General features: G+C 30.1%; 9 protein-coding genes. 2 read left to right on the plus strand and 7 right to left on the minus strand.

Annotated elements, in window-relative coordinates; genetic code table 11:
* Nucleotides 1-15 precede the first annotated feature (15 nt).
* Both CLOPA_RS18520 and CLOPA_RS18525 read right to left on the minus strand, forming a co-directional pair.
* Entirely contained in the window at nucleotides 16-906 is an 891-nt protein-coding gene (locus CLOPA_RS18520; protein ID WP_015616959.1) for an ABC transporter permease, read from the minus strand.
* Between the two features lie 277 nt (nucleotides 907-1,183).
* Nucleotides 1,184-2,851: an extracellular solute-binding protein gene (locus tag CLOPA_RS18525; protein WP_015616960.1), complete on the minus strand. Its 1,668-nt coding sequence runs from the start codon at nucleotides 2,849-2,851 to the stop codon at nucleotides 1,184-1,186.
* A 463-nt stretch (nucleotides 2,852-3,314) separates the two neighbouring features.
* Here CLOPA_RS18525 and CLOPA_RS18530 point away from each other — a divergent pair, with 463 nt between their 5' ends.
* Nucleotides 3,315-4,232, plus strand: a complete 918-nt coding sequence (locus tag CLOPA_RS18530; protein WP_015616961.1) for an AraC family transcriptional regulator — start codon at nucleotides 3,315-3,317, stop codon at nucleotides 4,230-4,232.
* A 316-nt stretch (nucleotides 4,233-4,548) separates the two neighbouring features.
* Here CLOPA_RS18530 and CLOPA_RS18535 read toward each other — a convergent pair whose 3' ends face one another.
* The 4 genes from CLOPA_RS18535 to CLOPA_RS18550 all read right to left on the minus strand — a co-directional run bounded on the left by CLOPA_RS18535 (nucleotide 4,549) and on the right by CLOPA_RS18550 (nucleotide 11,659).
* Nucleotides 4,549-6,330 (minus strand): ABC transporter ATP-binding protein, encoded by a 1,782-nt coding sequence (locus CLOPA_RS18535; RefSeq protein ID WP_015616962.1) that lies wholly within the window; start codon nucleotides 6,328-6,330, stop codon nucleotides 4,549-4,551.
* A 3-nt stretch (nucleotides 6,331-6,333) separates the two neighbouring features.
* Nucleotides 6,334-8,085: an ABC transporter ATP-binding protein gene (locus CLOPA_RS18540; RefSeq protein ID WP_015616963.1), complete on the minus strand. Its 1,752-nt coding sequence runs from the start codon at nucleotides 8,083-8,085 to the stop codon at nucleotides 6,334-6,336.
* Nucleotides 8,086-8,214: 129 nt separating this feature from the next.
* Complete coding sequence (locus CLOPA_RS18545) at nucleotides 8,215-9,081, minus strand: AraC family transcriptional regulator (protein ID WP_015616964.1); 867 nt, start codon at nucleotides 9,079-9,081, stop codon at nucleotides 8,215-8,217.
* A 265-nt stretch (nucleotides 9,082-9,346) separates the two neighbouring features.
* Nucleotides 9,347-11,659 (minus strand): glycoside hydrolase family 66 protein, encoded by a 2,313-nt coding sequence (locus CLOPA_RS18550; protein WP_041711606.1) that lies wholly within the window; start codon nucleotides 11,657-11,659, stop codon nucleotides 9,347-9,349.
* 378 nt (nucleotides 11,660-12,037) lie between these two features.
* On the opposite strand from CLOPA_RS18550, the gene CLOPA_RS18555 reads away from it, so the two are divergent.
* On the plus strand, nucleotides 12,038-12,739 hold the full coding sequence (locus CLOPA_RS18555) for a DUF624 domain-containing protein (protein WP_015616966.1): 702 nt from the start codon (nucleotides 12,038-12,040) through the stop codon (nucleotides 12,737-12,739).
* Between the two features lie 90 nt (nucleotides 12,740-12,829).
* Here CLOPA_RS18555 and CLOPA_RS18560 read toward each other — a convergent pair whose 3' ends face one another.
* A complete protein-coding gene (locus tag CLOPA_RS18560; RefSeq protein WP_015616967.1) occupies nucleotides 12,830-14,569 on the minus strand; it encodes a glycoside hydrolase family 13 protein in 1,740 nt (579 codons plus the stop codon).
* Nucleotides 14,570-14,598 lie beyond the last annotated feature (29 nt).

Here is a 14,598-nt window from a genome sequence, read left to right on the forward strand (position 1 = left end):
ATAAATCTTTGACTATTAGAATATTTGCATATTTGCTAACTTCTTGGATAATTTGTTTGCAGATAATAACAATATACATCCTACTACAGATTTTAACAAACCTACTGCTGTTGCAAAGCTATACTGCATTCCTACTAAACCAACACGATATACATAAGTATCAATAATATCTCCCGTTTGATATACAATTGGATTATATAAGTTAAATACCTGGTCAAATCCTGCATTTAAAATGTTTCCTAAATTCAAAGCAACCATAAGCATGATAATCGGCATAATTCCTGGCAAAGTTACATGTACCAGCTGCTTAAATCGATTAGCTCCATCAATAGCAGCTGCTTCATATAGCCCAGGGTCAATTCCCGTTAACGCTGCAAGATATACAATTGATCCATATCCAAACTCTTTCCAAGTATCCGTTCCAATCAAAACCGGTCTAAACCAATTATTGCTTACCAAAAACATAGTTGGTTTTATTCCAAATACACCTAAAAATTGATTTATTGGACCATTAAAATCAAAAAAATTGATAACTATTGCTGCCAAAACTGCCCATGATAAAAAATGAGGTAAATATACAATTGTTTGAATGGTCTTTTTAGCCCATTTCAAACGTATTTCATTTAAAAGTAATGCAAATATAATAGGAATAATTGTACCCAAAATGGTTTTACCAATAGCTATAATCAGTGTATTTATTAAAATCTGCATACTGTCTGGAATTTGAATCATATATTTAAAATTTTGAAGCCCAACCCAGTGAGAACCAAGCATTCCCTTAGCTGGCGTATAATCCTGAAATGCCATGATAATACCGAACATAGGAAGAAAACTGAACAGAATTAAGAAAATCATACCTGGTGTAAGCATTAGGTGGTAACTTAATTGATCTTTTATTTTTTTCATGCATTTCCCTACTTTCCTTTAAATTTATTTTGTTCCTTACCTCATTTAAGGTAAGGAAATGGATGAAAATAGCATTTACATCCATTTCAAAATTGAAGCAAGTTCTTAATTCAGGTGGGGATTCTTTTACCCCATCTGAATTTTAGAACTGCAAATGCATGGCTTACTTGGCATTGAACTCCCACTTGAAGTAAATCAGAGAACCAAAATCTTCGATTTTGTGTGAGGGCTGTACAGAGTGCGTGGGAGTCTTACGCCAAGTTAGTCAGGTGAAAATTTATTTTTTGATTGCCTCTTCTACTTCTTTAGTTATTTGGTCTCCACCTGTACTTTTCCAGGTTGCTACAAATTTATCAAAATCATTTATTGATTCTTGCCCTGTTACGATCTTTAAAAATGCTTCATCCTGCAGCTTTTGTAAATTAGCATTTTTTAATTTCATACTGGCCGTTTGTCCAAAGAATACTGGATTTACTTCGTTTACTTTTGCCTCTGCCATTAATTTTGTAGAAACCATTCTGGAAGTATATCCGCTCCAGGCATCAGCACTAGGATTATTAGGATTCTTTAAATATTCCTGAGCTTTCTCATAATTTCCTTTATCAGCGCCAAGAGAGTCTGGATCTTTCTTACCCTGTAAAGCTAAATCAATATTTTTATACATATCTAATGTTGCATTGTTATCATTAATAAGAATACCAACTGGCTTTACACCTGTATCAACACTTTGTTTAGTATAATCCAGTAGTTCTTGTCTTCCATAGTCTTCAAATATCATCTTATCATTAAGAACACTTGCTATCTTTACTAATAACTCTGGATGTTTAAAGCCTTTACGTACAACGAAATAATCACCTGATGCTGGATTTTGTGTATAAGCAGTAACTGTACCATCACTATTTACTGGAGCAATATAAGGTGTCCACTGTGCCTTTGGATTAACTTTTTTAGCATCATTTAAAGGATAATCTGCAGACCACCAAGGTCCGAAGAATGCACCAGCTTGGCCATTGACAATAAGAGAAGTAATGTCATCTCCCTTTCTAGCAGCTATTTGTGGATCAATTAAACCTTTTTTATATAAATCGGCTACTTTTTGCAGCCCTTTTTTCATATTAGCTGTAGTAGAACCGTAAACAACTTTCCCATCTTCTTTAATCCACTGATTTGGGAAGGCATTATAAAGTGCTAAAACATTATCCATTTGATACAAACTTGCATATGCTCCGCCAATAGTTGGGGAAGCTATTAGTCCAATTGTTTTTCCTTTTCCATTTCCTCCTGGATCTTTTGTTACAAATTCATTTAAAATATTTTCAACATCGTCCATTGTCTTAGGTGCTTTTAATCCTAATTTATCCATCCAGTCCTGTCTAAGCCAAAGCATTGTTGGAGTATTAGAACATTGTGTAGATGGCAATGCCATAAGTTTTCCATCAAAGGTAGCACTTGCTAATGCTTTACCACCATAAGAAGCGTAATCTTTTTTTATTGTATCAGTTGCATCATTTTTATAGACTTCAGTTAAATCCTCAATCATATTATTATCTACTAATTGTTTTAAAGTTGCCGCATCAACTTGCATAATATCTGGAATAGTACCAGATGCTATTGCCATAGACACCTTCTGTTTATATGCATCTCCACTTGCTGCTTCAAAAGCATCTTTATTTTGAACATTTAGTACTTCTTTTAAATAACGTGTATATGCATTATTCTCATAAGTATCACCTTTGGGAAAACGGGGACTTCCAGGGGTGGCTTTACCCAGAGTATAAACAACTTGTTGATCATATTTACCATAGGGTGTTGTAGCTGCTTTTGATGTATCTTTCACATTTGTATCACCTGATGATCCACAGCCCGTAAAAATTGTGGATACCGTAAAAATAGCTAAGCTCAAAGCTGCAATCTTCATTTTTAAACTATTATTCCTTCTTATCATAATTTACCTCCTGATTTATATTATTTATTGAAGCAAGTTCTTAATTCAGGTGGGGATTCTTTTACCCCATCTGAATTTTAGAGCTGCAAATGCATGGCTTACTTGGCGTTGAACTCCCGCTTTCACAGAGTGCGTGGGAGTCTTACGCCAAGTTAGTCAGGTGAAAATTCAGTACACTTATTGAAACAGTTCATCATCTCCTTTATAATATAGATTATACATTATATAAAACGTTTACATAATAAACACACTATTTATTACATAAATGTATATAGCTTATAAACTATTAGTTTGTGGTTTATTCTTTAAAGTGTTTGTTAAACGATTACTTAATAGCTGTAATTATAAACTACTAACCTCATTTACTACTTGATTTAATTTTAATCTGTAATACAATAATACTAAATAGAAAATTCATACTTTTCTTGTACAATTGCTACTTTAAAAATAAGGAGATGCTAAAGTGAATTTATTAACTCTAAATGCAGATATTATTCCATCCGTAAGACTAGTTGGCCATGTATCCTATAATAAACCTTGGAAACACTTCACGAGAACTACAGATGAATATTTATTGTATGTTGTAAAAAGCGGAGAATTGTATATAAAAGAAGGAGTTACTGAATACTGTTTAAAAAAAGGTGACTTGCTAATTCTAGAGCCCAATATTCAACACTATGGATTTAAAGAATCTGTCTGCCATTATTATTATATTCATTTTAAACATCCAAAGATTAAATGGATCAAAAATAAATCTGATAATGAAATTTCAAAGGAATTTATCAAAAAAAGAAAAGAGTCCCTTGCTAGTGATCATTTTAGTAAATACGAAGATATCTCCCATATTTTTTATTTACCAAAATTCTATCATTACGAAAATGAAAACGAAATCATCCCACTACTTGTAAACACAGACAATGATTTTTATAAAAAATATGAAGGTTATAAAAAGATTGCATCCATAAATCTTTTACAAATATTAATAAAAATAAGTAGAGATTATACTTCTGCTAAAATAGATACTACTGGAGGACACTTTTCTAAATCTTTCATCAAATGTAGAAAACTATTAAATTATCTTAATAATTATTTCATGAAAAAAGTTACTAGAGCAGATATAGAAGAATTATTTGAATCAAATTATGATTATCTTAATAGAATTTTTGAAAATATGACAGGCTATACTATATTAAATTACCTAAACACTCTAAGAATCACTAAAGCTAAGGAACTATTTGATACAACTCCCATTAAAATTTCAGAGGTGGGTTATCTTGTAGGAGTCAGTGACCCATATTATTTTAGTAGGTTTTTTAAAAAGCATACAGGAATGACTCCATCTCAATATATAAAGCTAAGAAGTGAAACTAAATTAGAATAAGCAAGAAAAGAATCTAACAAAATTAAAAATAATTATTTTTAATAATAGAATCGCTAAAAAGCAGTCTCACAATACATATATATACATTGTGAGACTGATCCATGATTTGAACATCACATTAATAATAAATATTTGTTTTCTAAATGCTTACAAGCTATATCAAAAAAATCTCCTTCATTTAAATAAAAACTGAGGTTTCTTAGTCAATCTATTATATGTCTTAGGCTATTCGATTTTAAATTGTTCTATCGGCATACCTTATTTTCCTCATTGGACAGCTTACAAAGACTATCATCTATATTTTTTTGAATATTCCTTAAATAGCTTTAAATAATTCATATTGAGAACTGTAAAGTTTATAGTATTCACCCTGTTTATTTATAAGTTCATCATGATTGCCACTTTCTATGATTTGCCCCTTGTCTATATACATAATCTTATCAGAATTTTTTATAGTGGACAGTCTATGGGCTATTATAAAAGACGTTCTACCTTTAAGCAATTTTTGCAATCCCTCTTGAAGTAATGCTTCTGTTTTAGTATCAATACTGGAAGTTGCTTCGTCTAAAATTAATATTTTTGGATCGGCAAGTAAAGCTCTTGCAAAAGATATAAGCTGCTTTTGTCCTGCGGAAAATCTAGAACCATTTTCATTTACTATTGTTTCGTAACCATCTTTTAGTTCCTTAATAAAATCGTGTGCCCTTACTGATTTTGCAGCAGCTACTATTTCTTCATCAGAATCATCTAACCTTCCATATCTTATATTTTCTTTTATGGTTCCAGAAAAAATAAATGGATCCTGAAGCATAACTCCCATTTGTCTTCTTAGAGAATTAAGAGTAACTTCTTTTATATTTATACCATCAATTAATATTTCTCCCTGCTGAATATCATAGAACCTACTTATTAAATTAATAATACTGCTTTTCCCAGCCCCCGTAGGACCAACTAAAGCAATACTTTGTCCATGAGAAACGGAAAAACTTATATTATTAAGTATAGTTTTACTTTCGTCGTAGGCAAATGTTACATTTTTAAACTCTACATTTCCCCTTATTACTGGTAATTCATATGCATTAGACATATCTTCTACAATAACTTTTTCATCTATAGTTTCAAAAATTCTTTCTATATAGGACATGGCATTTATAATATTATTATAAGCACCAGCTAGATTAGAAATCGGTGTCCAAAATCTTCCTATATATCCTATAAATGCTATTAGAACACCAATAGTAACATCTTTATCTATAGAAGCTATTCCAATTATATATACAGCAGCTATAATAATTACAGATATATTATCTACTACAGGACTCATCAAAAATTGAATTTTAACTGATTTAATCCAGTGTTTTCTGTAATCATCATTTAATTTTCTAAAAATACTTAAGTTTTCATCTTCTCTTGTAAAGCATTGAGTAACTCTCATTCCACATATGCTTTCATGAGTGTATGCATTTAGATTTGACAGTTTATTGCTCAGAAGCTGCCAGGCTTTTCTCTGTATATTCTTTAATAAAAACATTACTAATATGATAACTGGAATACCTATTAAACATGTAACTGTAAGCTTAATATTTATATAAAGCATAAACATAATAATAAATATTAAAGTAAACAGGTCAGTAATCATATTCACAATACCATTAGAAAGTAAATCACTGAGTCCATTTACATAATTAACTGCTCTTACCAAAATCTTTCCATGGGGTCTGCTATCATAATATTGAAAAGGTAATTTTTGAAGATGTACAAATAAATCTTTTCTCATATTAAGTATTGCATTTTGCCCCACAAAGGTCATAATCCGAATTTTATATTTCATGCAAATATTATTTATTACCAAAGTTAAAAGGTATACTATTGATATAAATATCAATCCCTTTAAATCTTTTCCTGGTATCTTTACATCCAGAGCATCTTTTATTAGATAAGGGCCTAATAAATTTACAAAAGCTGCAAGTATCATTATTGAAATAGTTATTAAAAATTTAGTCTTATATACTGTTATATATTTTAAAAGTCTTTTAAGATGTACTAAACTAAATTTTATTTCCAAATCTTCATCTACATCAAATTTATTTCTTTTCATATATTACACCACCTGATTATTTGATTTACCATCAAAATCTCCAAATTGATTCATATATACCCTATAATAATATCCATCATTTTCTAATAATTCTTTATGATTACCTTGTTCTACAATCTTACCCTTATTGAGAACTATAATTTTATCCGCCTTTTTTACGGAAGAAATTCTATGGGACACTATTATAGTAGTTTTTTCTTTTATATAAGAACTTAATAAGTTTTGAATTTTAAATTCTGTTTCCATATCTACACTGGAAGTAGTATCATCCAGCACTAGTATGGCAGGATTTTTAAGGAGAGCTCTAGCCAGAGAAATTCTTTGCTTTTGACCACCAGAAAGACCAACACCTCTTTCTCCTATAATAGTTTCATAGCCCTCAGATAGATTATTTATAAAATCACTTGCTATAGACATTTGAGCTGCCTTATTTATTTCTTCAAAAGAAGCGTTGGAAACTCCATAAGCAATATTTGCTTCTACGGTATCTGAAAATAAAAATATATCCTGCATAGCCACACCTATACTATCTCTTAATTTTTTTAAATTTATTTTTTTAATATCAATTCCATCTATTAATATTTCTCCTTTAGTACAATCATAAAATCTACAAAGTAAGTTTAACAAAAAAGATTTACCGGAGCCTGTAGGACCTATAATTGCTAAAGTTTCTCCAGCTTTAACTTTAATGTTTATATTGCTCAATATATTTTCGTTTTCATAGCAAAAATACACATTCTTAAATTCTATATTACCTGCTATTTTATCAGTTTTAATTAAATTCTTTGAATTTTTAATCTTAGTTTTTGTATTCATAAGTTCATAAACTTTTTCTGCAGAAGCTCTGAATCTTTCCACATCATTTGTAAGCCAACCTGCCATTCTTAAAGGATTATTTATGGCGAATATCAATGAACTGAAAGTAATAAGTTCTCCCATAGAGAGACTAGAATTTATAACCATGATTCCTCCAATTAATATTACAACTATATTCAAACCGGAGGATAAAGAGTCTAATACAGGTAGGTACTTTTCCCATACTTTAGCTGATTCAAAATTTCTTTCTCTGTATGCTTCATTTTCTTTATTAAACTTTTTTATCTCATAATCTTCTTTTGCAAAAGCTTTAACTACTCTATTTCCACTTATATTTTCCTGTACCACGGAATTTAGTCTTGAAAATTGCTGTCTTATGGAAGAAAAGGTAGGCTTTACTTTTCTTGATAGTTTAAAAGTAAAGTAACCTATTACAGGAGTATATAAAATCATTAAAATAGCTAATTTATAATTAACCGTAAACATTATTCCTATGGAAAAAATAAATATCAATCCATTTTCAACTACCATATATATTACCCAAGCCACAAAATGTCTTATGGTATCCATATCACCAGTCATAGCAGTCATTATGTTTCCAGTTTCATTTTTTTCATAAAAGCTAAAGTCCAGCTTTTGAAGTTTTTCATAAGCTTGTTCTCTAAGAGTAAAAAGAATATTCTGAGATACATTTTCAAAGATAAGTTGAAAATAATACCTTAGTATTGACCTTATAAATGTAACACTTATAATTATAGTTAAATAAATCATCAATGAATTGGTTTGTCTTTTAACGATTACATTATCCACTATCTTACCTGACAGGTATGGAGTTACCATATTCAAAGCTGAACAAACAGCAATTAAAAAAACACCAAAAAACATTTTAAACTTATATTTACGCATATAATTCCAAATCCATTTAAACATATTAGACATAAAAAATACCCCCTACAATTCATCGAAGTCATTTTAGTCAATTGCAGAATTTTGTATTATTATTCTGCTATTATCTATTTACTAGATTAATTATAAAAGAGGCCAAAGTTAAAATCTTCACTTAAATTGCTAATTAGTTCGTATATTTTGCTTTTTTAAATATTCTGAAGGAGAGCATCCTTGAATTTCTTTAAACACTTTATTGAAAGTCTTAATATTATTGAATCCACACTTAAAGGCTGCTTCTGTTATAGTTATATCATGATTTATTAGGTACCACTGTACTTTTGTAACTCTAAAATCATTTAAATATTGTATAAAAGTAATACCCGTATATCTCTTAAATAGTCTAGAAAAATGATACATACTAAATCCCATTTCACAAGAAATTTTTTTTAGATTTAAATTTTCATTATAATTATTCTCTATATAATTAAAAACATTTTCCAATCGTTTAAGATTTTCTTTATGCTTAGTTTTTTCCTCATAATTATCAATTTCTACAGGCAAATTTCTAAGTAATAATACTGATATATCACATAGCCTAGCCTTTAACGCCAGTTTATAACCATTTTCCCTTTTGTTATTTTCTTTTATCAAAACTTTTAGCTGATTTTCAATTTTATTTTTTAGCACTGTATCCCATTGATTACTTACTCTTTTAGTTTTATCAAAAATATATTTTATATTTTCTCCTTCACCTTTTTCACTTAAAACGTTATCAAATATGGACAACGAGAATTGCACTACTACCCTTCTATTAACAGTACATTCATGAAAAAAATAGTGAATACACCCACTACCAATTAAAAGAATATCACCTTCTTTTAAAGTATAAATATTATTATCAATTCCAACTCTTTGTTGTCCTTCTATTAGATAAATTATTTCTATTTCTTTATGCCAATGTGGTGCAACATCACAACATCCATTATCTACAAAAATATTGAAAGGAAAATCAACTTTTAATAAATCCTTTTCATAACTACCATTCACGATTAATCCTCCTCATATTTTTAACAATATAATGCTATCATTACATACTTATACTTTATTCATCTTTACATTATACTAACTTATTTATCTTCTTATATCATTTTACTTACTTAAGAAAATTACATAATTGATCTTTCTATTTTAATCTTTCTTTTGGATTAGTTATCCAAGGATTTTAAAGGAGGCAAATAGTCTCTATCCCCATTTGTCTCCTCATTATCAATGAATCTTACTCAGTGGGAGTTTGTATTTCCACATTAAATATTTAATTACTATTTGCAGGTGCATCAACAGGTTCAAGTGTAACATCATCTATTTGTAAATTTGTATTTCCCGGGGCATCTTGGTAGAAACCAATTTTAAGATGTTCTTGATTAACATGAACAATAGCACTAATCTGTTGGTATCCATCCCCATGTGGTATATTGGTATATACTGCATCTCCCCCGTAATCTGCAAGTTCCATTCTGGAAGTATTAGGAGTACCTAAACTTTGTTTTACCCATGCGCTTACTTTATACCATCCATTGGCCAAATCGTAAATTGGCTGTTCAATAGTCTGTGTGTACGGACTTCCGTTCCAGTAGTAACATTTGAACTTTCCACTATGCACATCATCTCCATCTACACCATAAGAAGTACCTGTTGCTGTCCATCCAGAAGTATTCCCTGCTTCAAAGCCAGAGTTTGTAAAGGTTCCTTGTGTTGTTGGTGGTACAGTTGATTTATTAATGTAAATCATATCCCAATATTGCAATGTAGGTACTTTAAATACAACATAATTTCCACCTGCATCATATCCTTTTTGAAATGGTAAATCTATAGTCTTTCCATTTTCATAATCAGGTGAAGCAAAAGATACACTTCCAACTGAATCTGTATAATAATACTTTACATTAAGATTTGATAGGGAAGTAGGTTCTGGATAATCTGCATTAGTGTCTCTCCAAGCGTTATTCGATTCTCCAAGTAAATTTATAAGATGAATGATTTGATGATTTCCATCACTTTTAGTAAAAGTCCATACCTTATTTGGTTCACTGGTTCTACTTGTATAAATACCCGGTATTTCAACCTTGTTTGATGTATCATTTTGTCCATCACGTAAAAGATTTTCATATGCAACTAAAAAGTCATAATATCTACGTTCCTTTTGCTTTAAATCATCACTCATAATCATATTACGATTTGGGAAGTATTCACTGCAAAGCATTCTATTGTCATCTCCAAGTTCAAGACGGGATCCGCCACTTGCAAAAGTTGCTGCATCCGTTAACAGAACTCCGGGGGTATTCATATATCCCGGACTACTTTCGCTATGTGTCTTTGCTGCATCATAATCCATATATGCAGGAACAATTAATGATCTTCCATTGCCTTCAGCCCTTGAAGTATCTATTGCACCTTTTATATCATTATATGTGACAAATCCATCCCCCGGCCATAATTCAGCATATAAAGCATCAGCATTGCTTTGAGCCACTGCAGTATGACCCTTGAACCCAACTGGATTAAATATTATTTTTTTATTGACTAATTGACTTTTGGCATAATTAATAAAAGGTTTGAAGGTATCCGTTATTGAAACAGCTTGTCCGCTAGTTGTATATTTTGTTCCCCAGTCTCCCACTGTGTCTTCATGCCATCCATCAAATGGGAATGCTTTGAATACATCTTTTTCTCTATTTAAAATATAGTTCTGCCAATCTGTATTTAAAGGATTAAAGAAATAAAGAGCCGAAGTTGCCCAGCCACTGGGCATATCCATTTTCCATTGAGTCCCTCCAACACTGTCAAGCAATGCCCAGTCTTTCTTTACTCCGCTTCCATCTGTTGTATATCCATCTACAGCTCCGTAAATAAGATTATATTCCATGGCTGCTATATTACTCTCATGGCCGGAGTTTATATAGTCAAGAATTGTTTTCTTGTATGTTTTCTGGTTAGCAAGATTATCCCATGAAGCATCGGGATTTGATGGGTCACCCTTAATTGGTATGTGGTGTTTCCATTGCCAATCATAATATTGAATAGCATTTATATGATAATCATTTAGTTGAGATATTATATTGCTGCTAGTTTCAGATGACTGAGATCCAAATTTTGTTAGATATCCATACCGTGGAAACTTTAACCAATTAGAAGATACATCAACAGCAGTATTCATATTATTAATTATATTACCTGAAGAATCTTTTACATATGCTTCCACCAGATAACCCTGATAATCAGTACTTGGTGGGGTCCATGTAAAGCTTAAAGTTGTTGTTGCTCCTTTTCCAGCAGTAAAACTTTTAGTGGAAGAGGTATCAATTTCCTTTTCAAGATGTTTAAAGGATAAAGAAACCGTTTCTTTACTTATGGCTGAATTTCCATTATTTTTAAGATTAACACTTATTTTAACTTTATCTCCTGGATTATACCTAGCCTTATCTGTATTGATATTTACACTGATGCTATCTGCACTACTAGACTTTTCATTAGATTTTGCAAATGCACGATATGATGTTGAAGAAATTGCTACTAGCATAAAAGGAATAACTAGGCTTAGTACTTTTTTTAACATTTTTTTGTTCATAAAATTTAATTCCCCCTTACAAATAATTATTTTAGTCACTTGCACCCCACCTATTTTATTAGATCTTAAGGCTTTACAAGTTATATTGAAAATGATTTCTCAACTTCATGATTGATTTAAAATTATTGTATTCTAATCGTTTTCAATATTATAAATTATTTACTTATTATTTTAATTTATAATATAATCCTATTAAATGTAACATTCTTACTTTTTTTGTACAATTACTACTTTAAAATTAGTTCTAAATTGAAAAAATCAGAATCAGCATATTGGAAAAATTAAACTTATGCTATAATAGTAGTAAAGGTTTGCAACTTTCAATAATTAAATAGTTACTAAAATCAAAATATAAAATAATAAGAAATGGAGAAAGCTATGAGTAAAAAAAGAGAATTAGGAGAAAATACACTTTATACTTTTGCAAATTATATATGGTGGTTCTTATTAGGGAATTTTTATTTTTTGCTGACAAATATTCCTTTTATCTTTGTCATTTTTTCTATGCAATTAAGTGGTATCTATAACATGAACTTAGTTTTCATTTTGTCTTTATTACCAATAGGTCCTTCACTTACTGCATTATTCAGCGTAATGGGTAAGCTCACTAGAGAAGGAGACATTAATGTAACAAAAGACTTTTTTAAAGCTTATAGGGTAAATTTTCTTGATTCATTATTTTTTTGGAGCATAGAAGTAATTATTTTGGCCATAGCTTTCATTGATATTATAATCTTTAACAATAATCCCAAATTATATTTTCTAAAAATTATTCCGGTTATTATTTCTGTCCTGGGTTCCGCTTTGGCATTATATATTTTCCCTATAATATCGAGATTCTATCTGAAGAGAAAAGATATTTTTAGATTATCACTTATGTATTTACTAAAAAATATACATATATGTTTGATAACTTTTGCAGCAATTTTTGTTTTATGGATAATATTCACTAAAATCAATGGTGCAATACCAGTGTTATTTTCTTCAAGTATAATATGTTATATAGTAATGTTTTTAGAAAAAAATATGTTTCAAGATATTGAAAGAAAAGTAAAAAATACAGATCACTCAGTTGAATAGAAGATTATTATGTTGTAAATTCTGACAATTCTATTCTTGAATATTTTGCATAAAAAAGTGGGAACATGCATCCCACTTTTATTTACCAAATCACATATTTTTTAATATAATTCCACTTTTTTCTGAAATAATTAAATTTATCTTTCCATCCACAGTTTCATACTTGTCTCCACTTAAAATATCTAAAACTCCTTCACCCTCTACATTTAAACTTAATGTTTCCGCTCTGTTTCCCTTATTTATATATATATCTAGAATTTCTTCTTCATAAGCTCTTCTGAATCCATAAATATTTTCATTTGTATATATAGTGTAAAATTCCCCTAGAGTTAAAGATAGATTATCCTTTCTAATTTTAATAAGCTTTTTATAATACTGTAGTAATTCATTATCCTGTTTTTCTTCATCCCAAATCATACCTCTTCTACAATCAGGATCTTGTCCACCAGTCATGCCAACTTCATCCCCATAATAAATCATAGGAGCCCCAGGCAAGGTGAACTGCATAAAGACTGCAAGTTTAAATTTTGATTTATCACCTTTTGCTTTATTAATAAACCTAGGTGTGTCATGACTATCAATTAGATTCCAAAGCACATTATAGGCTGGTAACTTATATAATACTCTTAAAAATCCCATACTGTATTCAAATTCCTTAGGAGAAAATTTATCTTCAATTATAAAATCAGAAACTGCCTTTTGTAATTCATAATTCATAACAGAATCAAACTGATCTCCTTGAAGCCAGGAACTGGAATCATACCAAATCTCACCTATAATAAGTGCATCTTTTTTTACTGCTTTTACCGCATTTCTAAATTCTCTCCAAAAACTATGATCAATTTCATCTGCTACATCCAGTCTCCAACCATCTATATCTGCTTCCTTTATCCAATAGGTTGCAATACTTATGAGATAATCTTTAACCTTTGGATTTTTTGTCATAAGCTTTGGCATTACTCCTACATACCCAAAGGTGGCATAATCAGGATCTTCTCGTACCTCTACAGGGAATCTTTTTATATCGAACCAATCTTTATATTGGGATCTCTCCCCATTTTTTAATATGTCTTTGAAAGCATAAAACTCCACTCCACAATGATTAAAAACAGCATCTAAAATAATTCTTATACCCTTTTCATGTGCCTTACTAACAAGTTTTTTTAAAGTTTCAATAGTTCCAAATTGAGGATCAACTTTGAAATAATCAAAAGTATTATATTTATGATTGGAACCAGCTTGAAAAATAGGTGTGAGATATATAGTGTTTATGCCTAATTCCTGAAGATAATCTAATTTATTTATGATTCCCTCTAAGTCCCCGCCAAGCATACTTTCTCTATCTACTTTACTGTACCAATCTTGAATATTTCTAGGATCATTTGACTTATCACCATTATTGAATCTTTCGGGAAATATTTGATATACGATAGCTTTTCTAGCCCATTCTGGCACAATAAAAATATCCTTTTCTGCTTTGGCAGGCTTTACAAAGGTACTGTTATCCCCATCTGGCTTTTCATTAAAAAATTTATAATTGCTATAGTATGTTTTTTCATCATTGTCTATTAATTCAAATAGGTAAAAAAAACTGAGCATTTCTACATCAATAATAGTCTCATAATAATCAAACATACCATCCCTGGCAATTTTTTTCATAGGTTTATAATATCGCTTTTTAACCTCATTAAATTTATATTTGTCCATGTAAATTAAATTTACTTTTTCTACGTCATCCTGTTTTGTTCTCAGCTTAACCAAGAACTTGTTCTTGGATAGTGCATAGCAGTAATCCAAATCAATCCTGTGGTATATTGCTTCTCTTAACATAAAATTTCCTCCAAATATAGAAATTTATT

It is taken from the genome of Clostridium pasteurianum BC1, from assembly GCF_000389635.1.
Taxonomy (GTDB): Bacteria; Bacillota; Clostridia; order Clostridiales; family Clostridiaceae; genus Clostridium_I; species Clostridium_I pasteurianum_A.